The organism is Pseudomonas sp. NFPP24, assembly GCF_900112095.1.
GTDB lineage: Bacteria > Pseudomonadota > Gammaproteobacteria > Pseudomonadales > Pseudomonadaceae > Aquipseudomonas > Aquipseudomonas extremorientalis.
Window position 1 is genome coordinate 20,877 of sequence record NZ_FOKD01000008.1, and the last position, 23,468, is coordinate 44,344.

The 23,468-nt window shown below is 57.0% G+C and carries 35 protein-coding genes; 32 read left to right on the forward strand and 3 right to left on the reverse strand.

Annotated elements, in window-relative coordinates; translation table 11 throughout:
* The first annotated feature begins 5 nt into the window (after positions 1–5).
* From rplD to bfr, 28 genes are all read left to right on the forward strand, one after another.
* Entirely contained in the window at positions 6–608 is a 603-nt protein-coding gene (gene rplD, locus BM026_RS18025; RefSeq protein ID WP_003176424.1) for a 50S ribosomal protein L4, read from the forward strand.
* Positions 605–904: a 50S ribosomal protein L23 gene (rplW, locus tag BM026_RS18030; protein ID WP_002555488.1), complete on the forward strand. Its 300-nt coding sequence runs from the start codon at positions 605–607 to the stop codon at positions 902–904. The genes rplD and rplW overlap by 4 nt, the downstream gene beginning before the upstream one ends.
* 14 nt (positions 905–918) lie before the next feature.
* A complete protein-coding gene (rplB, locus tag BM026_RS18035) occupies positions 919–1,743 on the forward strand; it encodes a 50S ribosomal protein L2 (RefSeq protein WP_003186055.1) in 825 nt (274 codons plus the stop codon).
* Between the two features lie 16 nt (positions 1,744–1,759).
* Complete coding sequence (rpsS, locus tag BM026_RS18040; protein WP_003232420.1) at positions 1,760–2,035, forward strand: 30S ribosomal protein S19; 276 nt, start codon at positions 1,760–1,762, stop codon at positions 2,033–2,035.
* Between the two features lie 11 nt (positions 2,036–2,046).
* Positions 2,047–2,379, forward strand: a complete 333-nt coding sequence (rplV, locus tag BM026_RS18045) for a 50S ribosomal protein L22 (protein ID WP_003103908.1) — start codon at positions 2,047–2,049, stop codon at positions 2,377–2,379.
* A gap of 13 nt (positions 2,380–2,392) precedes the next feature.
* The gene (gene rpsC, locus BM026_RS18050; RefSeq protein WP_003176422.1) at positions 2,393–3,079 is read left to right on the forward strand and encodes a 30S ribosomal protein S3; all 687 of its coding nucleotides are present in this window, start codon (positions 2,393–2,395) and stop codon (positions 3,077–3,079) included.
* Between the two features lie 12 nt (positions 3,080–3,091).
* On the forward strand, positions 3,092–3,505 hold the full coding sequence (gene rplP, locus BM026_RS18055; protein ID WP_003176421.1) for a 50S ribosomal protein L16: 414 nt from the start codon (positions 3,092–3,094) through the stop codon (positions 3,503–3,505).
* On the forward strand, positions 3,505–3,696 hold the full coding sequence (gene rpmC, locus BM026_RS18060) for a 50S ribosomal protein L29 (RefSeq protein WP_002555481.1): 192 nt from the start codon (positions 3,505–3,507) through the stop codon (positions 3,694–3,696). Before rplP ends, rpmC begins: the two co-directional genes overlap by 1 nt.
* Before the next feature lie 2 nt (positions 3,697–3,698).
* Positions 3,699–3,965 (forward strand): 30S ribosomal protein S17, encoded by a 267-nt coding sequence (gene rpsQ, locus BM026_RS18065; RefSeq protein ID WP_003176419.1) that lies wholly within the window; start codon positions 3,699–3,701, stop codon positions 3,963–3,965.
* 23 nt (positions 3,966–3,988) lie between these two features.
* The gene (gene rplN, locus BM026_RS18070) at positions 3,989–4,357 is read left to right on the forward strand and encodes a 50S ribosomal protein L14 (RefSeq protein WP_002555479.1); all 369 of its coding nucleotides are present in this window, start codon (positions 3,989–3,991) and stop codon (positions 4,355–4,357) included.
* A gap of 11 nt (positions 4,358–4,368) precedes the next feature.
* The gene (rplX, locus tag BM026_RS18075) at positions 4,369–4,683 is read left to right on the forward strand and encodes a 50S ribosomal protein L24 (RefSeq protein WP_003176416.1); all 315 of its coding nucleotides are present in this window, start codon (positions 4,369–4,371) and stop codon (positions 4,681–4,683) included.
* A gap of 22 nt (positions 4,684–4,705) precedes the next feature.
* A complete protein-coding gene (rplE, locus tag BM026_RS18080; protein WP_003194642.1) occupies positions 4,706–5,245 on the forward strand; it encodes a 50S ribosomal protein L5 in 540 nt (179 codons plus the stop codon).
* A gap of 13 nt (positions 5,246–5,258) precedes the next feature.
* The gene (gene rpsN, locus BM026_RS18085) at positions 5,259–5,564 is read left to right on the forward strand and encodes a 30S ribosomal protein S14 (protein WP_003176414.1); all 306 of its coding nucleotides are present in this window, start codon (positions 5,259–5,261) and stop codon (positions 5,562–5,564) included.
* 206 nt (positions 5,565–5,770) lie between these two features.
* Positions 5,771–6,163: a 30S ribosomal protein S8 gene (rpsH, locus tag BM026_RS18090; protein WP_010206883.1), complete on the forward strand. Its 393-nt coding sequence runs from the start codon at positions 5,771–5,773 to the stop codon at positions 6,161–6,163.
* 12 nt (positions 6,164–6,175) lie between these two features.
* A complete protein-coding gene (gene rplF / locus BM026_RS18095; protein WP_003194640.1) occupies positions 6,176–6,709 on the forward strand; it encodes a 50S ribosomal protein L6 in 534 nt (177 codons plus the stop codon).
* Positions 6,710–6,719: 10 nt separating this feature from the next.
* Complete coding sequence (gene rplR, locus BM026_RS18100) at positions 6,720–7,070, forward strand: 50S ribosomal protein L18 (protein ID WP_003186037.1); 351 nt, start codon at positions 6,720–6,722, stop codon at positions 7,068–7,070.
* A gap of 3 nt (positions 7,071–7,073) precedes the next feature.
* Entirely contained in the window at positions 7,074–7,574 is a 501-nt protein-coding gene (rpsE, locus tag BM026_RS18105; protein ID WP_093514287.1) for a 30S ribosomal protein S5, read from the forward strand.
* A gap of 2 nt (positions 7,575–7,576) precedes the next feature.
* On the forward strand, positions 7,577–7,753 hold the full coding sequence (gene rpmD, locus BM026_RS18110) for a 50S ribosomal protein L30 (protein ID WP_003176408.1): 177 nt from the start codon (positions 7,577–7,579) through the stop codon (positions 7,751–7,753).
* A gap of 3 nt (positions 7,754–7,756) precedes the next feature.
* Positions 7,757–8,194 (forward strand): 50S ribosomal protein L15, encoded by a 438-nt coding sequence (gene rplO / locus BM026_RS18115; protein ID WP_003176407.1) that lies wholly within the window; start codon positions 7,757–7,759, stop codon positions 8,192–8,194.
* A complete protein-coding gene (secY, locus tag BM026_RS18120; protein WP_003176406.1) occupies positions 8,195–9,523 on the forward strand; it encodes a preprotein translocase subunit SecY in 1,329 nt (442 codons plus the stop codon).
* 28 nt (positions 9,524–9,551) lie between these two features.
* Positions 9,552–9,668, forward strand: a complete 117-nt coding sequence (rpmJ, locus tag BM026_RS18125; RefSeq protein ID WP_002555468.1) for a 50S ribosomal protein L36 — start codon at positions 9,552–9,554, stop codon at positions 9,666–9,668.
* Positions 9,669–9,797: 129 nt separating this feature from the next.
* Positions 9,798–10,154 (forward strand): 30S ribosomal protein S13, encoded by a 357-nt coding sequence (gene rpsM / locus BM026_RS18130; RefSeq protein WP_003194635.1) that lies wholly within the window; start codon positions 9,798–9,800, stop codon positions 10,152–10,154.
* Positions 10,155–10,184: 30 nt separating this feature from the next.
* A complete protein-coding gene (gene rpsK / locus BM026_RS18135) occupies positions 10,185–10,574 on the forward strand; it encodes a 30S ribosomal protein S11 (protein ID WP_002555466.1) in 390 nt (129 codons plus the stop codon).
* Between the two features lie 18 nt (positions 10,575–10,592).
* Positions 10,593–11,213: a 30S ribosomal protein S4 gene (gene rpsD, locus BM026_RS18140; protein ID WP_003176404.1), complete on the forward strand. Its 621-nt coding sequence runs from the start codon at positions 10,593–10,595 to the stop codon at positions 11,211–11,213.
* Positions 11,214–11,235: 22 nt separating this feature from the next.
* Entirely contained in the window at positions 11,236–12,237 is a 1,002-nt protein-coding gene (rpoA, locus tag BM026_RS18145) for a DNA-directed RNA polymerase subunit alpha (RefSeq protein ID WP_003176403.1), read from the forward strand.
* Positions 12,238–12,278: 41 nt separating this feature from the next.
* Positions 12,279–12,665: a 50S ribosomal protein L17 gene (rplQ, locus tag BM026_RS18150; RefSeq protein WP_003176402.1), complete on the forward strand. Its 387-nt coding sequence runs from the start codon at positions 12,279–12,281 to the stop codon at positions 12,663–12,665.
* A gap of 238 nt (positions 12,666–12,903) precedes the next feature.
* Positions 12,904–14,352, forward strand: a complete 1,449-nt coding sequence (locus BM026_RS18155; protein WP_092250512.1) for a catalase — start codon at positions 12,904–12,906, stop codon at positions 14,350–14,352.
* A gap of 155 nt (positions 14,353–14,507) precedes the next feature.
* Positions 14,508–14,972, forward strand: a complete 465-nt coding sequence (gene bfr / locus BM026_RS18160) for a bacterioferritin (protein ID WP_033900044.1) — start codon at positions 14,508–14,510, stop codon at positions 14,970–14,972.
* Between the two features lie 65 nt (positions 14,973–15,037).
* Here bfr and uvrA read toward each other — a convergent pair whose 3' ends face one another.
* The gene (uvrA, locus tag BM026_RS18165; protein ID WP_071489834.1) at positions 15,038–17,872 is read right to left on the reverse strand and encodes an excinuclease ABC subunit UvrA; all 2,835 of its coding nucleotides are present in this window, start codon (positions 17,870–17,872) and stop codon (positions 15,038–15,040) included.
* 178 nt (positions 17,873–18,050) lie between these two features.
* On the opposite strand from uvrA, the gene BM026_RS18170 reads away from it, so the two are divergent.
* A complete protein-coding gene (locus BM026_RS18170; RefSeq protein WP_071489835.1) occupies positions 18,051–19,445 on the forward strand; it encodes an MFS transporter in 1,395 nt (464 codons plus the stop codon).
* A 9-nt stretch (positions 19,446–19,454) separates the two neighbouring features.
* Positions 19,455–19,970, forward strand: coding sequence for a single-stranded DNA-binding protein (locus tag BM026_RS18175; protein WP_003232445.1), 516 nt, complete (start codon positions 19,455–19,457; stop codon positions 19,968–19,970).
* A 57-nt stretch (positions 19,971–20,027) separates the two neighbouring features.
* Here BM026_RS18175 and BM026_RS18180 read toward each other — a convergent pair whose 3' ends face one another.
* Positions 20,028–20,945: a LysR family transcriptional regulator gene (locus BM026_RS18180; RefSeq protein ID WP_175507955.1), complete on the reverse strand. Its 918-nt coding sequence runs from the start codon at positions 20,943–20,945 to the stop codon at positions 20,028–20,030.
* A gap of 101 nt (positions 20,946–21,046) precedes the next feature.
* On the opposite strand from BM026_RS18180, the gene tam reads away from it, so the two are divergent.
* Complete coding sequence (tam, locus tag BM026_RS18185; RefSeq protein WP_093529615.1) at positions 21,047–21,808, forward strand: trans-aconitate 2-methyltransferase; 762 nt, start codon at positions 21,047–21,049, stop codon at positions 21,806–21,808.
* Positions 21,809–21,829: 21 nt separating this feature from the next.
* On the opposite strand, the gene BM026_RS18190 is transcribed toward tam, so the two are convergent.
* Complete coding sequence (locus BM026_RS18190) at positions 21,830–22,390, reverse strand: cysteine hydrolase family protein (protein WP_093529616.1); 561 nt, start codon at positions 22,388–22,390, stop codon at positions 21,830–21,832.
* A gap of 96 nt (positions 22,391–22,486) precedes the next feature.
* Between BM026_RS18190 and BM026_RS18195 the strand changes: the two genes are divergently transcribed.
* The gene (locus BM026_RS18195; RefSeq protein WP_093125549.1) at positions 22,487–23,446 is read left to right on the forward strand and encodes a GlxA family transcriptional regulator; all 960 of its coding nucleotides are present in this window, start codon (positions 22,487–22,489) and stop codon (positions 23,444–23,446) included.
* The last annotated feature ends 22 nt before the right edge of the window (positions 23,447–23,468 follow it).

The window sequence follows — 23,468 nt, forward strand, 5'->3', positions numbered from 1 at the left end:
CTGACATGCAATTAAATGTAAATGACGCTCAAGCGATCGAAGTTTCCGAACTGACATTTGGCGGCGAATTCAACGAGACGCTGGTTCACCAAGCAGTCGTGGCCTACATGGCCGGCGGCCGTCAAGGTAGCAAGCAGCAAAAGACCCGTTCCGACGTACGTGGTGGCGGTAAGCGCCCTTGGCGTCAGAAAGGTACTGGCCGTGCTCGTGCCGGTACTATCCGTAGCCCAATCTGGCGTGGCGGCGGTACCACTTTCGCAGCTCGTCCGCAGGATCACTCGCAGAAGCTCAACAAGAAGATGTACCGCGCAGCTCTGCGCTCCATCCTTGCTGAACTCGTGCGTACTGACCGTCTGGTCGTGGTTCAGGACTTCGCTGTTGAAAGCCCGAAAACCAAAGATCTGCTGGGCAAACTGAACAACATGAGCCTGACCGACGTTTTGATCGTGTCGGAAGCTGTTGATCAGAACCTGTACCTGGCTGCTCGCAACCTGCCACACGTTGATGTACGTGACGTGCAAGGTTCCGATCCAGTTAGTCTGATCGCATACGACAAGGTGTTGATCACCGTGTCGGCCGTGAAGAAATTCGAGGAGCTGCTGGGATGAACCAGGAACGCGTATTTAAAGTTCTGCTTGGCCCGCACGTTTCCGAAAAGGCTACGGTTCTGGCTGACAAGAAAGGCCAGTTCGTTTTCAAGGTTGCAACTGACGCAACCAAGCTGGAAATCAAGAAGGCCGTCGAAAGCCTGTTCAGCGTGAAAGTAGAGCGTGTTACTACCCTGAATGTTCTGGGTAAGAGCAAGCGCACTGCTCGCGGTCTGGGCAAGCGTAATGACTGGAAGAAGGCAGTTATCTCCCTTCAGCCAGGCCAAGATCTCGATTTCAGCAGCAGTGCTGAGTAAGGAAGGGGTGCATCATGGCAATCGTTAAATGCAAACCGACTTCCCCTGGCCGCCGTTTTGTGGTCAAGGTGGTCAACCAGGAGCTGCATAAAGGCGCTCCTCACGCACCGCTGCTCGAGAAAAAATCGAAGTCTGGTGGTCGTAACAACAATGGTCGCATTACCACTCGTCACATAGGTGGTGGCCATAAGCAGCATTATCGTCTGGTCGACTTCCGTCGCAACGACAAAGATGGCATCGCTGCCACTGTCGAGCGCATCGAATACGATCCAAACCGTACTGCTCACATCGCTCTGCTGTTGTACGCAGATGGCGAGCGTCGCTACATCATCGCCCCTAAAGGCGTGAGCGCTGGCGACCAGCTGATCGCAGGTGCCCTGGCACCGATCAAGCCGGGCAACGCTCTGCAACTGCGCAACATTCCAGTTGGTAGCACCGTACACGGCATCGAATTGAAGCCAGGTAAAGGCGCGCAAATCGCTCGTTCCGCTGGTGCTTCGGCTCAGCTGATCGCTCGTGAAGGTGTCTACGTGACCCTGCGTCTGCGTTCTGGTGAGATGCGTAAAGTGCTGGCTGAATGCCGCGCGACCCTGGGCGAAGTCTCGAACTCCGAGCACAGCCTGCGTTCGCTGGGTAAAGCTGGTGCCAAACGCTGGCGTGGCGTTCGCCCAACCGTTCGTGGTGTTGCCATGAACCCGGTTGACCACCCACACGGTGGTGGTGAAGGTCGTACCTCTGGTGGTCGTCATCCGGTATCGCCATGGGGCTTCCCGACTAAGGGCGCGAAGACTCGTGGTAATAAGCGTACCGACAAAATGATCGTCCGTCGTCGCAAGTAAATAGAGGGATACGACAGTGCCACGTTCTCTGAAAAAAGGTCCTTTTATTGATCTTCACCTACTGAAGAAGATCGAAGTGGCGGCGGAAAAGAACGATCGCAAACCAGTTAAGACCTGGTCGCGTCGTTCGATGATCCTGCCACAAATGGTCGGTCTGACCATCGCTGTACACAACGGTCGCTTGCACGTCCCAGTTCTCGTGAACGAAGACATGGTCGGCCACAAACTAGGCGAGTTTGCCGGTACCCGCACTTATCGTGGGCACGTGGCAGACAAGAAAGCCAAGCGTTAAGGGGTAAGGAAATGGAAGTAGCCGCTAAGTTGTCGGGCGCTCGAATCTCCGCCCAGAAAGCCCGCTTGGTCGCCGACCAGATCCGCGGGAAGAAGGTGGGCGAAGCGCTCAACCTGTTGGCTTTCAGCAGTAAGAAAGCCGCCGAGATCATGAAGAAAGTGCTGGAGTCGGCCGTAGCCAACGCCGAGCATAACGAAGGCGCAGACGTTGATGACCTGAAGGTCAGCACCGTTTTCGTCAACGAAGGGCGTTCGCTGAAGCGCATCATGCCACGTGCCAAAGGCCGTGCTGATCGCATCGTCAAGCGGTCTTGCCATATCACTGTCAAGGTTGCTGACAAGTAACGGAGTCGAAGAGATGGGTCAGAAAGTACATCCCATTGGCATTCGCCTGGGAATCGTCAAGGAGCACACCTCCGTCTGGTACGCAGACGGTCGGACTTATGCGGACTACTTGTTCGCTGATCTGAAGGTGCGTGAGTATCTCCAAGACAAACTAAAAAGCGCGTCCGTAAGCCGTATCGATATCCATCGTCCGGCGCAAACTGCACGTATCACCATCCACACCGCTCGTCCAGGTATCGTTATCGGGAAGAAAGGTGAAGATGTTGAGAAACTGCGTCAGGACCTGACCAAGCAAATGGGTGTGCCTGTGCACATCAATATCGAAGAGATCCGCAAGCCGGAGCTCGACGGTATGCTGGTTGCGCAGAGCGTAGCTCAGCAGCTGGAGCGTCGCGTAATGTTCCGTCGCGCTATGAAGCGCGCTGTACAGAACGCCATGCGCATTGGTGCCAAAGGCATCAAAATCCAAGTGAGCGGTCGTCTCGGCGGTGCTGAAATCGCACGTACTGAATGGTATCGCGAAGGTCGTGTGCCACTGCACACCCTGCGTGCCGACATCGACTATGCCAACTACGAAGCTCACACCACTTACGGTGTGATCGGTGTAAAGGTTTGGATCTTCAAAGGCGAAGTAATTGGTGGTCGCCAAGAAGAACTGAAACCACAAGCACCAGCGCCTCGTAAAAAAGCTGCTAAGTAAGGGGTACGCCAAATGTTGCAACCTAAGCGTACGAAGTTCCGCAAGCAGATGACAGGCCACAACCGTGGTCTGGCTCAGCGCGGTAGCAAAGTCAGCTTCGGCGAGTTCGCGCTGAAGTCTGTAGCTCGTGGTCGTCTCACCGCTCGTCAGATCGAGTCAGCGCGTCGTGCTCTGACCCGTCACGTAAAACGTGGCGGCAAGATCTGGATCCGTGTATTCCCGGACAAGCCGATCTCCAAAAAACCTCTCGAGGTTCGGATGGGTAAAGGTAAGGGTAACGTGGAGTACTGGGTAGCCCAGATTCAGCCAGGCAAAGTCCTGTATGAAATCGAGGGTGTTTCTGAAGAGCTGGCGCGTGAGGCTTTCGCCCTGGCTGCTGCAAAGCTGCCGCTCGCCACCTCCTTTGTTAAACGGACGGTGATGTGATGAAAGCGAATGAACTTCGTGAAAAATCCGCACAGCAGCTGAACGAGCAACTGCTCGGCCTGCTGCGCGACCAGTTCAATCTGCGTATGCAGAAAGCAACTGGCCAGTTGGGGCAGTCTCATCTGCTCTCGCAAGTTAAGCGTGACATCGCTCGCGTGAAGACTGTGCTCAACCAGCAGGCAGGTAAGTGATCATGGCTGAAGCCGAAAAAACTGTCCGTACGCTGACTGGCCGTGTTGTCAGCGACAAGATGGACAAAACCATCACCGTTCTGATCGAGCGTCGCGTTAAGCACCCGATCTACGGTAAATATGTTAAGCGTTCGACTAAGCTGCACGCGCACGACGAAACCAATCAGTGCCACATCGGCGACAAAGTCACTATTCGTGAAACTCGTCCGCTGGCCAAGACCAAGTCTTGGGCACTGGTTGATGTTCTCGAACGCGCTGTGGAAGTCTAAGGACTAGGGGTCGGAGAAATTATATGATTCAGACTCAATCCATGCTCGATGTGGCCGATAACAGCGGCGCTCGCCGTGTTATGTGCATCAAGGTGCTGGGTGGCTCCCATCGTCGTTACGCTGGTATCGGTGACATCATCAAAGTTACCGTGAAGGAAGCAATTCCTCGCGGTAAGGTGAAAAAAGGCCAAGTGATGACTGCTGTTGTAGTCCGCACTCGTCACGGCGTACGTCGTGCTGATGGCTCCATTATCCGCTTTGATGGCAACGCTGCTGTTCTTCTGAACAACAAGCAAGAGCCGATCGGCACCCGTATCTTTGGGCCAGTGACCCGTGAGCTTCGTACTGAGAAGTTCATGAAGATCGTCTCGCTCGCCCCAGAAGTGCTGTAAGGAGATCCGACATGCAAAAGATTCGTCGTGACGACGAGATCATCGTGATCGCCGGCAAAGACAAAGGTAAGCGCGGTAAGGTGCTTAAGGTTCTCGCTAATAACCGTCTGGTTATCGGTGGTCTGAACCTGGTCAAGCGTCATACCAAGCCTAACCCGATGTCGGGCGTGCAGGGCGGTATCGTCGAGAAAGAAGCTCCGCTGGACGCTTCTAACGTCGCCATCTTCAACGGCGAAACCAACAAGGCTGACCGCGTTGGTTTCAAAGTAGAAGACGGTAAGAAAATTCGTGTCTTCAAGTCGACCCAAAAAGCGGTTGATGCTTGAACACTGCTAGGTAGATTAGACCATGGCACGACTACAAGAGATTTACCGGAAGGAAATCGCCCCTAAGCTTAAGGAAGAACTTAAGCTTGGGAACGTGATGGAAGTTCCGCGCGTTACCAAAATCACCCTGAACATGGGTTTGGGCGAAGCGATCGGTGACAAAAAAGTCATCGAGCACGCTGTTGCTGACCTGGAAAAGATCACCGGCCAGAAAGTCGTTGTGACTTACGCTCGGAAATCCATCGCTGGCTTTAAAGTCCGTGAAGGTTGGCCGATCGGCGTCAAAGTGACCCTGCGCCGTGAGCGTATGTACGAATTCCTGGATCGTCTGCTGTCGATCTCCCTGCCTCGGGTTCGCGACTTCCGCGGCCTGAATGCCAAGTCCTTCGATGGTCGTGGTAACTACAGCATGGGCGTGAAAGAGCAGATCATCTTCCCGGAAATCGACTACGACAAGATCGATGCTCTCCGCGGTCTGGACATCACCCTGACCACCACTGCCAAGAACGATGATGAAGGTCGCGCCCTGTTGCGTGCTTTCAAATTCCCGTTCCGCAACTGATTGGAGTAGGACCATGGCCAAGATGAGCATGAAAAACCGCGAGCTGAAACGTCAGCTCACGGTTGCCAAGTACGCCAAGAAGCGTGCAGCACTGAAAGCAATCATCGTTGATCTGAACGCAAGTCCAGAAGCGCGTTGGGAAGCTACAGTTGCTCTGCAGAAGCAGCCACGTGATGCAAGCGCTTCGCGCATGCGTAACCGCTGCCGCCTGACTGGTCGTCCACACGGCGTTTACCGCAAGTTCGGCCTCGGCCGTAACAAACTGCGTGAAGCGGCAATGCGTGGTGACGTACCTGGTCTGGTTAAAGCCAGCTGGTAAGTACTTTCAACGTCCAGGTGGTCGATTTCGCAAGATACTGACCGCCGGTGACCTTGAATCTGGAACAAGCCCCTTTTGGGGCTTGTTTCATTTCTGGAGTGTGTCTAAAATACGCGGCTCGCCTGAGCCCGTGTGTTTTACCCGGAGATTCTCGGCGACATATGTAGCCGCAAGGCTAATTTTTTTGTATTAGGAGCGTCTAGCCCATGAGTATGCAGGACCCGTTAGCGGACATGCTAACTCGTATCCGTAATGCCCAGATGGCTGAAAAGTCCGTCGTAAGCATGCCATCTTCCAAGTTGAAGGTTGCTGTTGCCAAAGTCCTGAAAGACGAAGGCTACATTGCGGGTTATCAGATCAGCAGCGATGTAAAAGCACTGCTGTCCATCGAGCTGAAGTACTTCGAAGGCCGTTCGGTCATCGAGGAAGTGAAGCGCGTTAGCCGTCCAGGCCTGCGTCAGTACAAGTCCGCTGAAGATCTGCCGAAAGTTCGTGGCGGTCTGGGCGTGTCTATCGTCTCCACCAACAAAGGTGTGATGACGGATCGTGCTGCGCGCGCTGCCGGTGTCGGCGGCGAAGTTCTTTGCACTGTGTTCTAAGGGGGGATAAGCATGTCTCGCGTCGCTAAGAACCCCGTTAAGCTGCCAGCCGGTGTCGAAGTTAAATTCGCAGGCCAACAGCTTTCGGTGAAGGGTGCCAAGGGTACTCTTGAACTGAACATCCATTCGTCCGTTGAGATCGTTGAAGAAGCGGGTGAGCTGCGTTTTGCTGCTCGCAATGGCGATCAACAAACTCGCGCAATGGCCGGTACCACGCGTGCGTTGGTAAACAACATGGTCCAAGGCGTAAGCCAAGGCTTCGAGCGTAAGCTCCAGCTGGTCGGTGTTGGTTACAAAGCGCAAGCAAAAGGCACGGTTTTGAACCTGGCCCTTGGCTTCTCGCACCCTGTGGATTACGAACTGCCAGCGGGCATCACTGCTGAGACCCCTAGCCAGACCGATATCCTGATCAAGGGCATCGACAAGCAGCTGGTAGGTCAAGTGGCCGCTGAGATCCGCGACTTCCGTCCACCAGAGCCGTACAAAGGCAAAGGTGTGCGCTACGCGGACGAAGTCGTCCGTCGTAAAGAAGCCAAGAAGAAGTAGGGCATAGCAAATGACCGACAAAAAAGTTACTCGACTGCGTCGCGCTCGCAAAGCACGCCTGAAAATGCACGAACTCGAAGTCGTGCGTCTCTGCGTGTTCCGCTCGTCGCAGCACATCTACGCCCAGGTCATCTCGGCCGACGGCAACAAAGTCCTGGCAAGCGCCTCGACTTTGGATAAAGAACTGCGTGATGGTGCCACCGGCAACATCGACGCGGCCACAAAGGTTGGCCAGCTGGTCGCTACGCGTGCTAAGGCCGCTGGCGTCTCGCAAGTGGCTTTCGACCGCTCTGGCTTCAAGTACCACGGTCGCGTGAAAGCGCTGGCTGATGCTGCTCGTGAAGCTGGGCTGGAGTTCTAAGTTATGTCAAATAACGACCAAAAGCGCGACGAAGGCTACATTGAGAAGCTGGTTCAAGTTAACCGCGTAGCCAAAACCGTTAAAGGCGGCCGTATCTTCACTTTCACCGCGTTGACCGTGGTAGGTGATGGTAAAGGGCGTGTTGGCTTCGGCCGTGGCAAGTCACGTGAAGTGCCTGCTGCAATCCAGAAAGCAATGGAAGCTGCTCGTCGCAACATGATCCAAGTTGATCTGAACGGCACCACGCTGCAGTACGCAATGAAGTCCGCCCATGGCGCTTCGAAGGTGTACATGCAGCCTGCTTCTGAAGGTACCGGTATCATCGCTGGCGGCGCTATGCGTGCTGTCCTCGAAGTTGCTGGCGTTCAGAACGTTCTGGCCAAGTGCTACGGCTCGACTAACCCGGTAAACGTGGTTCACGCCACTTTCAAAGGTTTGAAAGCTATGCAATCTCCTGAGTCCATCGCTGCCAAGCGTGGTCTGAATGTCAAGGAGATCTTCTGATCATGGCTACCGTTAAAGTAACGCTGATCAAAAGCATGACCGGCCGTATCCCTAACCACAAACTGTGCGTTAAAGGTCTGGGTCTGCGTCGCATCGGTCACACTGTAGAAGTCCAGGATACTCCCGAGAATCGCGGGATGATCAACAAGGCTTACTACATGCTGCGTGTAGAGGGTTAATCGATGAAACTCAATGATCTGAGTCCAGCGCCGGGTTCCCGTCGCGAAAAGCATCGTCCGGGCCGTGGTATCGGTAGCGGTTTGGGTAAGACTGGTGGCCGTGGCCACAAAGGTCAAACCTCCCGCTCCGGTGGCACCATCGCTCCAGGCTTTGAAGGCGGTCAACAGCCGCTGCATCGTCGCCTGCCTAAGTTCGGTTTCGTATCCCTGAAAGCCATGGATCGCGCAGAAGTGCGTCTGTCCGAGCTGGCTAAAGTGGAAGGCGACATCGTTACTGTGCAGACCCTGAAAGATGCCAACGTGATCAACGTCAACGTACAGCGTGTGAAAATCATGCTGTCCGGTGAAGTGACACGCGCTGTCACTATCGGCAAGGGAATCGGCGCCACCAAAGGTGCGCGTTCGGCTATCGAAGCAGCTGGCGGCAAGTTCGAGGAATAAATGGCTAAGCAAGGTGCTCTCTCAGCGCTCGGCAAAGGCGGTATGTCTGAACTTTGGGCTCGTCTGCGTTTTCTGTTCCTGGCGATTATCGTCTACCGAATAGGCGCACACATCCCGGTTCCAGGTATCAACCCGGACCGACTCGCAGACCTGTTTCGACAGAATGAGGGGACCATTCTTAGCTTGTTCAACATGTTTTCCGGCGGTGCGCTGGAGCGGATGAGCATCTTTGCACTGGGGATCATGCCGTACATCTCGGCATCGATCATCATGCAGCTGATGACCGCCGTCAGTCCGCAGCTGGAACAGTTGAAGAAGGAAGGTGAAGCTGGCCGTCGCAAGATTAGCCAGTACACCCGCTACGGCACTGTCATCCTCGCCCTGGTTCAAGCTATCGGCATGTCCGTTGGCCTAGCCGGGCAGGGTGTTGCGTTCACTGGTGACTTTGGCTTCCATTTCGTCGCGGTATCCACGTTTGTGGCTGGTGCGATGTTCATGATGTGGCTGGGTGAGCAGATTACTGAGCGTGGTGTTGGCAACGGTATCTCGATGTTGATTTTCGCAGGTATCGTCGCCGGTCTTCCGAGAGCGATTGGGCAGTCTTTCGAGTCTGCACGTCAGGGTGATATCAATATCTTTGCCTTGGTTGCCATCGGTTTGCTGGCAGTAGCGATTATCGGTTTTGTGGTGTTCATTGAGCGTGGTCAGCGTCGTATTGCTGTTCACTACGCCAAGCGTCAGCAGGGCCGTAAGGTTTTTGCTGCGCAGACCAGCCACTTGCCGCTGAAAGTGAATATGGCCGGCGTTATTCCGGCAATTTTCGCGAGCAGCATTTTGCTGTTTCCGGCTTCGTTGGGTACCTGGTTTGGTCAGTCTGAAAATATGGGCTGGCTGCAGGACCTCTCTCAGTCGATCGCTCCTGGTCAGCCGTTGAATATTCTGCTGTTTAGTGCAGGGATTATTTTCTTCTGCTTCTTCTATACGGCGTTGATGTTCAATCCGAAAGACGTAGCGGAAAACCTGAAGAAGTCCGGTGCCTTTATTCCGGGCATCCGTCCAGGTGAGCAGTCTGCGCGCTACATTGATGGCGTTCTGACTCGTTTGACCCTGTTCGGTGCTCTATATATGACGGCCGTGTGCTTGTTGCCCCAGTTCCTGGTGGTTGCAGCAAACGTTCCGTTCTACCTTGGCGGGACCTCGTTGCTGATCGTGGTCGTGGTTGTGATGGACTTCATGTCCCAAGTACAATCGCACCTCGTTTCGCACCAGTACGAATCCCTGATGAAGAAAGCCAACCTGAAGGGCTACGGCAGCGGCATGTTGCGCTGAGTACCCCATAAGGTTCGAGGAGTTGGTGATGAAAGTTCGTGCATCGGTGAAAAAGCTGTGCCGTAACTGCAAGATTATTCGCCGCGAAGGTGTTGTTCGAGTAATTTGCAGCGCGGAACCGCGTCACAAACAGCGCCAAGGCTGAGTGTGATCCGCTTGAAGCCCGGCAGCTAGTGCGCTGCCGGGTTGATTATTTGTTATTACAGCGATATTATCTCGCGCCCTATTTCTTGGCTTCCGGGGCGTAGGTAGCTGTCAATTGGAGTCCCACTGAATGGCCCGTATTGCAGGCGTTAACATTCCAGATAACAAGCACACTGTTATCTCGCTGACCTACATCTATGGTGTTGGTCGCACTACTGCGCAGAAAATTTGCGCAGTCGCTGGTGTAAATCCAGCCGCTAAGATCAAGGATCTGAGCGACGAGCAGATTGAACAGCTGCGTGGCGAAGTGGCGAAGTTCACCACTGAAGGTGACCTGCGTCGCGAAATCAACATGAAAATCAAGCGTTTGATGGACCTCGGTTGCTATCGCGGTCTGCGTCATCGTCGTGGTCTTCCAGTACGCGGTCAGCGTACCAAGACTAACGCGCGTACCCGTAAAGGTCCGCGTAAGCCGATCCGCAAGTAATCGCCCCAGCGAATCGACAGGAAAATTATCATGGCAAAACCTGCTGCTCGTCCTCGTAAAAAAGTTAAAAAGACAGTGGTTGATGGCATCGCCCACATCCATGCTTCTTTTAACAACACCATCGTGACCATCACCGACCGTCAAGGTAACGCGCTTTCTTGGGCTACCTCCGGTGGTTCGGGTTTCCGCGGTTCCCGCAAGTCCACCCCGTTTGCTGCTCAAGTAGCTGCTGAACGTGCTGGTCAAGCTGCGCTGGAATACGGCCTGAAAAACCTCGACGTTAACGTCAAAGGTCCAGGTCCAGGTCGTGAGTCTGCTGTCCGTGCTTTGAACGGCTGTGGCTATAAGATCGCCAGCATCACCGACGTGACGCCAATCCCGCACAACGGGTGCCGTCCGCCGAAGAAGCGCCGCGTGTAATCCAGGAGATTGTAAAGAATGGCTCGTTACATTGGTCCAAAATGCAAACTCGCTCGTCGCGAAGGCACCGATCTCTTCCTGAAGAGCGGCGTGCGCGCGATCGAATCGAAGTGCAACATCGAAGCAGCACCTGGTATCCACGGCCAACGCCGCGGTCGCCAGTCCGACTACGGCACCCAACTGCGTGAAAAGCAGAAGGTCCGTCGTATCTACGGCGTTCTCGAGCGTCAGTTCAGCGGCTACTACAAAGAAGCTGCTGGCAAGAAAGGTGCAACCGGTGAAAACCTGCTGCAACTGCTCGAATGCCGTCTGGACAACGTTGTATACCGTATGGGCTTTGGTTCGACTCGTGCCGAATCCCGTCAGCTGGTATCGCACAAGTCGATCAGCGTTAACGGTCAGACCGTAAACGTTCCGTCCTACCAGGTTCGTGCTGGTGACGTGGTCGCAGTTCGCGAGAAAGCAAAAAACCAACTTCGCATTGTCCAAGCTCTCGATCTGTGTGCCCAACGTGGCCGCGTAGAATGGGTAGAAGTAGACACTGAGAAGAAGTCGGGCGTTTTCAAGAACGTTCCTGCTCGCAGTGATCTGTCCGCCGACATCAACGAAAGCCTGATTGTCGAGCTCTACTCCAAGTAAGGGCTAGAAAATAGGTGCATCCATGCAGATTTCGGTAAATGAGTTCCTGACACCCCGCCACATTGATGTGCAGGTTGTCAGTCCAACCCGCGCTAAGATCACTCTCGAGCCTCTCGAGCGTGGTTTTGGCCACACCCTGGGCAACGCGCTGCGCCGCATCCTGTTGTCCTCAATGCCCGGCTGTGCAGTAGTCGAGGCCGAGATTGACGGTGTGCTCCACGAGTACAGCGCCATCGAAGGTGTACAGGAAGACGTAATTGAAATCCTGTTGAACCTTAAAGGTCTGGCTATCAAGCTGCACGGCCGTGACGAAGTTACGCTGACCTTGTCGAAGAAGGGTTCGGGGGTGGTTACCGCTGCCGATATTCAGCTGGATCATGATGTCGAGATCGTTAACCCCGATCACGTAATCGCTAACCTGGCGTCTAACGGCGCTCTGAACATGAAGCTCACCGTAGCTCGTGGTCGTGGTTATGAACCGGCCGACTCGCGTCAGAGCGATGAAGACGAAAGCCGCAGCATTGGTCGCTTGCAGCTTGACTCTTCGTTCAGCCCGGTTCGCCGCATCGCATACGTGGTGGAAAACGCCCGTGTCGAGCAGCGTACTAACCTGGACAAGCTGGTTATTGATCTGGAAACCAACGGTACTCTGGATCCTGAAGAGGCTATCCGCCGCGCTGCAACCATCCTGCAACAGCAGTTGGCTGCGTTCGTCGACCTCAAGGGTGACAGCGAACCAGTGGTAATCGAGCAGGAAGACGAGATCGATCCGATCCTGCTTCGCCCGGTTGACGATCTGGAACTGACTGTACGTTCGGCTAACTGCCTTAAGGCGGAAAACATTTACTACATCGGCGACCTGATTCAGCGTACCGAAGTAGAACTGTTGAAGACTCCGAACCTGGGCAAGAAATCCTTGACTGAAATCAAGGACGTTCTGGCCTCCCGCGGTCTGTCCCTCGGCATGCGCCTCGACAACTGGCCGCCTGCAAGTCTTAAGAAGGACGACAAGGCGACTGCCTGATCGTCGTAATCACCGAACGTGAGTTTGGTAAGGAATGAACCATGCGTCATCGTAAAAGTGGTCGTCACCTGAGCCGTACCAGCTCGCACCGCAAGGCCATGTTCCAAAACATGGCGGTGTCGCTGTTCGAGCACGAGCTGATCAAAACTACACTGCCGAAAGCTAAAGAACTGCGTCGCGTTGCTGAGCCGCTGATTACTTTGGCCAAGACGGACAGCCTGGCTAACCGCCGTCTGGCTTTCGACCGTACTCGTTCGAAAGCTATCGTTGGTAAGCTCTTCAACGACCTGGGCAAGCGTTACGCTACCCGTGAGGGTGGCTACCTGCGCATCCTCAAGTGCGGTTTCCGCGCTGGCGACAACGCGCCTATGGCGTACGTCGAGTTGGTTGATCGTGCTACTGCTGGCGAAGCTGTAAGCGCCGAGTAAGACGACAAGCTGTAACGAAGAACCGGGCCTAGTGCCCGGTTTTTTGTGCGAGTAAGAAAAGCGCGATTTGTACAAGCTTCCGTCGATTGTGCTTGGCACTATGGCACGAGGGGAGTTTGGTAGTTATTTTCTATCGAAGCCTACAATTTAATGAATTTGTAGGCGTCATGTTGATGATCAATACTCCCTGCAAGCCGATTAGCCGGCAGTTCCAAGTCCGACCTGAGGGAAATTGAGCATGAGCCAGAATAAAATCCTTACGACCGCCAGCGGTGCTCCCGTTGCGGACAACCAGAATTCCCGTTCCGCAGGCCCGCGCGGCCCGTTGCTCCTCGACGATTTTCACCTGATTGAGAAGCTCGCTCACTTCAACCGTGAAAACATCCCTGAGCGCCGTGTACACGCCAAAGGCTCGGGTGCCTATGGCACTTTCACAGTCACCAAAGACATTACCCAATACACCAGTGCTAAGTTGTTCGAGTCCGTCGGCAAGCAGACGCCGACCTTCCTGCGCTTTTCTACGGTAGGTGGTGAGCGCGGTTCGGCTGATACCGAGCGCGACCCACGCGGCTTCGCCCTTAAGTTCTACACCGAAGAAGGCAACTGGGACATCGTGGGTAACAACACCCCTGTGTTCTTCATTCGCGATCCATTGAAGTTTCCTGACTTCATCCATACCCAGAAGCGCTTGCCGCAAAGCAACCTGAAAAGCGCGCAAATGATGTGGGACTTCTGGTCTCACTCCCCTGAGGCGTTGCACCAGGTCACCATTCTGTTTTCCGACCGTGGCATTCCCGATGGCTACCGCCATATGCACGGTTTTGGCAGCCACACCTATAGCCTGATCAACGCCAAGGGCGAGCGTCACTGGGTCAAGTGGCACTACAAAACCAAACAGGGCATCAAGAACCTGGCACCGGCCGAAGCTGCGCGTTTGGCCGGTACTGACCCTGATTACGCCCAGCGCGATCTCTTTGATGCGATCGAGCGCGGTGACTTCCCGAAATGGCGCGTGTGCATCCAGATCATGACCGAGGCCCAGGCCAACGCTCATTACGAGAATCCTTTCGATGTGACCAAAACCTGGTCGCAGAAGGAATTCCCTTTGATCGAAGTCGGCGAACTGGAGTTGAACCGCAACCCGCAGAACTACTTTGCTGAAGTGGAGCAAGCCGCATTCGGTCCGAGCAATATGGTTCCAGGCGTAGGCCTGTCGCCAGACCGCATGCTGCAAGGTCGTGTATTCGCCTACGCAGATGCCCACCGCTACCGCGTTGGTACCAATCACCAGCAACTGCCGGTGAACGCCCCACGTAGCCCAGTAAACAGCTACCAGCGTGATGGCTCGATGGCATTCGGCAGTAACGGTGGTGCGGCGCCTAATTACGAGCCGAACAGCTACGCCGATGCACCGAAGCAAGCGCCACAGTATGCAGAGCCTGCACTGGCACTTAATGGCGCGGCTGACCGCTACGATCACAGAGAGGACACTGATTACTACAGTCACGCAGGTGCGCTGTTCCGCCTGATGAGCGATGAGCAGAAAGCGTTGCTCACCAACAACATTGCCGGCGCAATGGGTGGCGTTTCCAGCGACGTGGTTCAGCGCCAGCTGCAACACTTCTACAAGGCTGATCCTGCTTATGGAGAAGCAATCGCAAAGGCGTTGGGTGTATCGCTTAGCTGACTCTAAACGATAAGCAGAACCGCCCTCATTTGGGCGGTTTTTGCGTTAAATCCGCTACTTTTCTCGGAAAATCTTCACTTTTCTGCCGTTGGTCCCGTGACCTTCGAGTCATCATGGTTCAAACTACAGACTTTCAAGCAGGGAGATGTAGGGCGATGCAAGGTCACCCCGACGTAATCGATTACCTCAACACGTTGCTGACGGGCGAACTGGCGGCTCGTGACCAATATTTCATCCATTCGCGCATGTACGAAGACTGGGGCTTTACCGAGCTCTACGAGCGTATCAACCACGAAATGGAAGAAGAGGCACAGCACGCCGACGCACTGATGCGCCGTATCCTCATGCTCGAAGGCACGCCGCGCATGCGTCCGGATGACCTGGATGTGGGCACCACGGTCCCTGACATGCTCGCCGCCGACCTGCGCCTCGAGTACAAGGTCCGTGCCGCGCTTTGCAAAGGCATCGAGCTCTGTGAACAGCACAGCGACTTTGTCACTCGGGAAATCCTGCGGGTGCAGTTGAATGATACCGAAGAAGATCACACCTACTGGCTGGAAAAGCAGTTGGGCCTGATCAAGTTGATTGGCCTGGAGAATTACCTGCAATCGCAGTTCTGATTCCCGGCAGCAAAAAGCCCCTGTCACTGCAAAGTGACAGGGGCTTTTCATTGGGCCTGAAAAAGTCAGGCCCGGTCGCGTTCCAACAGTGGTTTCAAGTAGTAACCAGTGTGTGACTGCGGCATTTCGGAAACCTGCTCCGGCGTACCTACGGCGATAATCTGACCGCCCTTGGAACCACCTTCCGGCCCCAGGTCTACCAGCCAGTCGGCCGTCTTGATCACATCAAGGTTGTGCTCGATCACCACCACGGTATTGCCGTGGTCGCGAAGGCGGTGCAGCACGTCCAACAGTTGCTGGATATCCGCGAAGTGCAGGCCGGTGGTCGGCTCATCAAGGATATACAAGGTCTTGCCGGTGTCGCGCTTGGACAGCTCACGAGACAACTTCACCCGTTGTGCTTCACCACCAGACAGCGTCGTAGCTGACTGCCCCAGCTTGATATATGAAAGGCCTACATCCATCAGGGTCTGTAGCTTGCGCGCCAGCGCCGGAACCGCGTCAAAGAACTCGCGCGCTTCCTCGATGGTCATCTCGAGGGTTTCATGGATGCTCTTGCCTTTGTATTTGATCTCCAGCGTCTCGCGGTTATAGCGCTTGCTCTTGCACACATCGCACGGTACGTAGATGTCCGGGAGGAAGTGCATCTCCACCTTGATCAAGCCATCGCCCTGGCACGCTTCACAGCGGCCGCCCTTGACGTTGAACGAGAACCGGCCCGGTCCGTAGCCCCTTGAGCGTGATTCCGGAACACCCGCAAACAGCTCACGAATCGGTGTGAACAGTCCGGTGTAGGTCGCCGGGTTGGAGCGTGGTGTACGGCCAATCGGGCTTTGGTCGATATCGACCACCTTATCCAGGTGTTCCAGGCCCTTGATGCTGTCATGGGCCGCCGCTTCCAGGGTGGTCGCGCCATTCAGGGCGGTGGCACTCAACGGGAACAGCGTATTGTTGATCAGGGTCGACTTCCCCGAGCCGGAAACACCGGTCACGCAGGTCAGCAGGCCCAGTGGAATTTCCAGGTCGACATTGCGCAGGTTGTTGCCACGCGCGCCCTTGAGGTGCAGCGCCAGCTTTTTGTTGCGTGGCGTACGTTTGGCGGGTACTTCGATCTTCACGCGGCCGGACAGGTACTTGCCGGTCAGCGAGTCCGGGTGCGCCATGACTTCGGCAGGCGTGCCCTCGGCGACAATGTGCCCACCATGCACACCCGCGCCCGGGCCGATGTCGACCACGTAATCCGCCAGGCGAATCGCGTCTTCATCGTGTTCGACCACGATCACCGTGTTACCGATATCCCGCAGGTGTTTCAACGTACCCAGCAGGCGATCGTTGTCACGTTGGTGCAAACCAATCGACGGCTCATCAAGGATGTACAGCACACCCACGAGGCCGGCACCAATCTGGCTGGCCAGGCGAATCCGTTGGGCTTCGCCGCCGGACAAGGTATCGGCGCTGCGATCCAGCGACAGGTAATCCAGGCCTACGTTGACCAGGAACTGCAGCCGCTCGCGAATCTCCTTGAGGATCTTGTCGGCGATCTCCCCACGGCGACCGGTCAGTTTGAGCACGCCAAAGTATTCGCAGGCATCACCGATCGGCAGGCTGGTCACCGCCGGCAAGGTCTTTTCGCCCACCCATACATGCCGCGCCTCACGACGCAGGCGCGTGCCGCGGCAATCCGGGCAAGGCTGGGTGCTGAGGAATTTCGCCAGCTCTTCGCGCACGCTGGCCGATTCAGTCTCGCGGTAGCGACGCTCAAGGTTCGGCACAATGCCTTCGAATGGGTGGGAGCGCTTGACGATATCGCCACGGTCGTTCAGGTACTTGAAGTCGACGTTCTGCGAGCCGCTACCATGCAGGATGACCTTCTGCTGGTCCGCCGGCAGTTGGTTGAAAGGCACTTCCAGGCTGAATTTATAGTGCGACGCCAACGACCCCAGCATCTGGAAGTAATAGACGTTGCGCCTATCCCAGCCGCGAATGGCCCCCTCCGCCAGCGTCAGGTCACCGTTGACCAGGCGCTTGATGTCGAAGAACTGCTTCACGCCCAGGCCATCACAAGTCGGGCAGGCGCCGGCCGGGTTGTTGAAGGAAAACAGCTTGGGTTCCAGCTCGCTGATGGCGTGGCCGCAGATCGGGCAGGCAAACCGGGCGGAGAAGATGATCTCTTCGCCTGGCTCGTCGTCCATCGGCGCCACCAGTGCAATACCGTCGGCCAGTTTCAATGCGGTTTCGAAGGATTCCGCCAGGCGCTGCTGCAGGTCGGCGCGCACCTTGAAGCGGTCGACCACGACATCGATCGAATGCTTCTTCTGCTTGTCGAGCTTCGGCGCTTCGTCCAGTTCATACAGCTTGCCGTTGATCCGCGCACGCACAAAACCTTGCGCACGCAGCTCTTCGAAAACGGAAAGATGTTCGCCCTTGCGCTCACGGATCACCGGTGCCAGCAGCATCAGCTTGGCACCTTCCGGCTGGGCCAGCACCAGGTCGACCATCTGGCTGACGGTCTGGGCTTCCAGGGGAATGTCGTGGTCCGGGCAACGCGGAATACCCACGCGTGCATACAGCAGGCGCAGGTAATCGTAGATTTCGGTAATGGTGCCCACGGTGGAACGCGGGTTATGGGAGGTCGACTTCTGCTCGATGGAAATGGCCGGCGACAGGCCTTCAATAGTGTCGACGTCGGGCTTTTCCATCATCGACAGGAACTGCCGGGCATAGGCCGACAGGGATTCCACATAGCGGCGCTGGCCTTCGGCATACAGCGTGTCGAACGCCAGCGACGATTTGCCGGACCCGGACAAGCCGGTGATGACGATCAGTTTGTCCCGGGGCAGGGTCAGGTCGATGTTCTTCAGGTTGTGGGTTCTAGCCCCACGAATCAGGATCTTGTCCAAGATGGCCTCGCACGGCGGGCGTAAATAATGCCGGAGTATACGGCTAAAGACTGGATGAATATACACTGTCAAAAGGCCGCTTGCAGCCTTAGATGAAAGCTGCGCGGCAAAGCGCCGCATATACCCTCTCAATCGATGGGACTGGTAGAATCGCCGCCGGTTCACACGAGGTTTTTCCATGCACGATCCCCACAGCGAACGCATGAGTAGCGGCGAGACCCGAGCGGCAAGCGGTCTGGCCCTGGTGTTCGCCTTCCGTATGCTGGGCATGTTTATGGTGTTGCCGGTGCTGGCGACCTATGGAATGGATCTCGCAGGCGCAACCCCCGCGTTGATCGGCCTGGCGATTGGCGCCTATGGCCTGACCCAGGCGATTTTCCAGATCCCGTTCGGGATCATTTCCGACCGTATCGGTCGCCGCCCGGTGATCTACCTGGGGCTGATCGTGTTCGCCCTCGGCAGCGTGCTCGCGGCTCAATCCGATTCCATCTGGGGCGTGATCGCCGGGCGCATCCTGCAAGGCGCGGGCGCGATTTCCGCTGCGGTCATGGCGTTGCTGTCCGACCTGACCCGCGAACAACATCGCACTAAGGCCATGGCCATGATCGGCATGACCATCGGCCTGTCGTTTGCCGTGGCCATGGTGGTGGGGCCCTTGCTGACTCGCGCGTTTGGTTTGCACGGGCTGTTCCTGGCCACAGGCGGTATGGCACTGTTCGGCATCGTGATCGTGGCCTTCATGGTGCCGCGCTCCACTGGCACGTTGCAGCACCGTGAGTCAGGCGTCGCGCGCAAGGCCCTGTTGCCGACGCTCAAGCACCCGGACCTGCTGCGCCTGGATTTAGGTATCTTCGTATTACACGCCATGCTGATGTGCAGCTTTGTCGCCTTGCCTCTGGCCTTGGTAGAAAAAGCCGGCCTGCCCAAGGAGCAGCACTGGTGGGTCTACCTTACTGCGCTGCTGATTTCGTTCTTCGCCATGATCCCCTTCATCATCTACGGCGAAAAGAAACGCAAAATGAAACGAGTTTTGCTCGGCGCCGTCGCGACGCTGATGCTCACTGAGCTATTCTTCTGGCAGTTCGGCGACAGTCTGCGGGCGCTGGTAATCGGCACGGTGGTGTTCTTCACCGCGTTCAACCTGCTGGAGGCGTCGCTGCCTTCGCTGATCAGTAAAGTTTCACCGGCCGGCGGCAAAGGGACGGCGATGGGGGTGTATTCCACCAGCCAGTTCCTGGGTTCCGCACTGGGCGGCATCATGGGTGGCTGGATGTTCCAGCATGGCGGTTTGTCGGTTGTGTTCCTTGGATGCGCAGGTCTGGCTGCCCTCTGGCTGGCCTTTGCTGTTACCATGCGCGAACCTCCCTATGTGACGAGTCTGCGCTTGCCGTTATCGCCCGAAGCGATCCGCGAAGCCGGTCTGGTCGAGCGCCTTAAGGCCGTTACTGGGGTTACCGATGCCGTGGTTGTTGCTGAAGAAGCCGCCATCTACATCAAATTGGACACCGAATTATTGGATCGCGCGACGCTCGAGCAACTGGTCAACCCAGTGCCGACAGCGCGCCCAGCCTAGGAGAACGTTATGGCCCGTGGGGTTAACAAAGTCATATTGGTCGGTACGTGCGGCCAGGATCCCGAAGTTCGCTACTTGCCTAACGGTAACGCCGTGACCAACCTGAGTCTGGCGACCAGCGAACAGTGGACCGACAAGCAGACCGGCCAGAAGGTCGAGAAAACCGAATGGCACCGTGTGTCGATGTTCGGCAAGGTCGCAGAGATCGCCGGCGAGTACCTGCGCAAAGGTTCGCAGGTCTACATCGAAGGCAAGCTGCAGACCCGCGAGTGGGAAAAAGACGGCATCAAGCGTTACACCACTGAAATCGTGGTCGACATGCAAGGCACCATGCAACTGCTGGGCGGCCGTCCACAGGGCGACCAACAGGGCCAGGGCGGCATGTCCAACTCGGCTCCGCGTCCACAGCAGTCGCGCCCGCAGCCAAGCCAGCAGCCACAGCGTGAGTCGCGTCCAGCGCCACAACAGGCCGCGCCGCAACCGGCTCCGGATTTCGACAGCTTTGATGACGATATCCCGTTCTGAGGTTTAACACCCGGAACACACAGAACCCCCGCTGGCTCAGGCCTCGGGGGTTTTTTATCACCCGTGATCAGCTTCAGTCGAGGCGGCGGTGACAACCATCTCCTTGAACCGCTGCAGCATCGCCGAACCGTCATCGATCCGCGTCGCCAAATGCAACGGCGCCACCAGGCTGCGGCACTCCGTCAATTCCCGATAAACGATGCCATCCCCGCGCAACCGCTGCATCGACGCCGGCACGATGGACACCCCAAGTCCAGCAGCCACCAGGCTTAGGGTCGCGGTCATGCGCGGAGCTTCCTGCACCACCTGCGGGCTAAACCCTGCTTCACGGCAGGCCACCAGAATTGCGTCGTACAAACCCAGCCCCACACGCCGGCGGTAGAGCACGAAGGACTCGGTCGCCAATGCCGACAAGGGCAGGGGAGATCCCGGATCGATTGCCAGAGGATGATCCGTGGGCAACGCCAGCAACATGGGCTCCACCAGGATCGGTTCGTCTTGCAGCGACTGGGTTGCGCTGAGGGGCGAGCGGATAAATGCTGCATCGAGCTTCTCATGGATCAACGCGTCCAGCAGTTCGCCGGTCCCGGCTTCCTCCAGCACCACCGTCACGCCGACAAAGGTTTCGCGAAACCGCCGTAATACACTCGGCACAAAGGGATGCAGCGCCGCCGAGCTGGTAAACCCGATCGCCAGGCGCCCACGCTCGCCCCGTGCGGCGCGGCGCACCACCTCTGCAATCCTGTCTGCCTGGGCGAGAATCTCACGTGCTTCGTCCAGCAATGCGAGCCCGGCCGTCGTGGGCCGCACGCCACGGGGCAGGCGCTCCATCAAGACCACACCCAGTTCGGCCTCAAGGCTTTGCAGCATCCGCGTCAACGGCGGTTGCTGCATGCCCAGGCGTTCGGCGGCGCGGGTGATATAGCCTTCTTCGGCGATGGCCACAAAGGCCTTGAGTTGGCGAAGTTCCAGCATAGGGATACTTTTCAGGTATGGGAGCGCATCAATCCTGGCATTTGTTCTCATGGCTCACAAGATTTAGGCTGTGGACATCCTCAAGAAGAAGGAAAGCCGTGATGAACTGGTCAGCCAAGCAGTACACGATGTTCGAACAGCAGCGCACCCGCCCTGTCCGTGACCTGGTCGCGGCCATTCCGAACGTTGAAGTGCACAATGCCGTCGATTTAGGCTGCGGTCCCGGTAACTCGACTGAGGTGCTCGCCGAGCGCTTCCCGCAAGCGCACATCACCGGTATGGACAGTTCCGATGACATGCTGGTCGACGCCCGCAAACGGCTACCGACATTGAACTTCGAACTGGCGGATATCGGTGCCTGGAACCCTGCGCGCGCCTTCGATGTGATCCTGGCCAATGCGTCCCTGCAATGGCTGCCGGACCACGCCACGCTGTACCCGCACCTGGTCCGCCAACTGACGCCCGGCGGTACGCTGGCGGTGCAAACCCCGGACAACCTCGACGAACCCGCCCACCAGCTCGCCCGCGAAGTCGCGGCAGAAGGTCCATGGTCGGCAAAGATCGGTGCGGTCAAACACAACGAGCGCCACACGGCGAGCTACTACTACGAACTGCTGAGCAAACATTGCAGTACGGTCGATGTGTGGCGCACCACCTACCAGCATCCGTTGGCGAGCCACGCGGCAGTAGTGGAGTGGTTCAAGGCATCGGCGCTGAGGCCCTTCCTCGCGCCTTTGGCCGACAGCGAAAAAACCGCTTTCCTGCAGGAATACCAGGCGCGAATGACCCGTGCCTATCCAGCCCTGGCTGGCGGCACTGTACTACTACCGTTTCCGCGCCTGTTCATCATCGCGACCCGCTGACGTCCAAAGGACAAGTGGCGGTCATGCCGCCGCTTGCGCCTTCAAATACTCATCCGCCGACACCACGCTCGCATACCCAAACGCCAGCGACGCCATGTAAGCCCCATGCACCTGCGCCGCCGGAATCACCTGCCCATTGAACTCCAGGTCCCGCGTGGCGCACGCGTCATGAATCACCGTGACCGTGTAGCCCAGGTCCGCCGCCGCCCGCACCACCGCGTCGATGCACATGTGGCTCATGCTGCCGACCACTACCAGGTCCGTGATGCTGCGCTGTTCCAACAGGGCTCGCAGGTTGGTCTCGCGGAACGCATTCACGAAATGCTTGAGCACCACCGGCTCGTTGCCCTCGTTCAACACTTTGCCATGCAGGTGCGCACCCTCGGAGCCGGGCGTGAAGAACAGTGCGTCATCGGAGGTGAACTCATGGCGCACATGAATCACCGCATCGCCCGCCTGGCGAAATGCTTGCAGCACCTGCGCGGCTTTGTCCGCTGCGGCGTCCACGCCGTCAAGTGGCCACTTGCCCTGGGGGAAGTAGTCGTTCTGGATATCGATTAGGATGAGCGCTTGCTTGGCCATGTGTGTTGCCTCGTGATGGGTTGATGGGGCCAGTATCTTAGCTGGCGCCCACACCTGGGATTGGCTGCACCGACAATAACAGGGGGAAAACTGACAATGGTCGTGGTTGAGCTGGGCGTGTTGATCTACCAGGGTGCGCAACTGGCCGCCGTGCACGGCTTGACTGACCTGTTTGGCGTGGCCAATCGCATCGCCGCCGAGCATCAATCCGCGCAGTTGCCATTGCTGCGGGTCAGCCATTGGCAGGTGGATAGCGCTGGCACACCGGTGCGTGTTTTCAGCAGCTATCCCGGTCCCGAGCAACCGATGATGGCGGTGCTGGTGCCGCCATCGATCGGCGAGTTTACAGAAGACCAGGCACACCCGGCGCTGCTGGAATGGATTCGCCAGCAACATGCGGCAGGCACGGTACTGGGCGGTGTGTGCATTGGCTCGATCATGTTGGCGCGCAGTGGGTTGCTCGACGGGCGCAGCGCCACCACCCATTGGTCCTCCGCCAAATCCTTCGCCAGCCGCTACCCGGCGGTGCGCCTGGAGGCCGACAAGCCGATCGTCGATGATGGCGACCTGATCACCACCGCCGGCTTGATGGCCTGGTCCGAACTCGGCCTGCGCCTGGTCGACCGTCTGATGGGCCCAAGCATCGCGGCCGATACCGCGCGTTTCCTGGTGATCGAGCACAGTGACAGCGCCAGCCAGTGCGGCAGCAACTTCGCGCCGATTCTTGGCCACGGTGACACAGCCATCCTCAAGGTTCAGCACTGGTTGCAGGCCAGCGGTGCGGTGGATGTTTCCCTGGCGGCAATGGCCCGGGAAGCCGGTTTGGAGGAGCGGACTTTCCTGCGGCGTTTTCGCAGCGCCACCGGTTTGAAACCCACCGAATACTGCCAGCACCTGCGTGTGGGCAAGGCGCGGCAGATGCTGGAATTCACCAACGGCACCATCGACCATATCGCGTGGACCGTGGGCTACCAGGACCCCAGCGCCTTTCGCGCCATCTTCAAGAAAATCACCGGCCTTGCGCCCAGCGATTACCGCAGCCGTTTTGGCGTGTGAATCGTGCAGAACGCCGCTGCGT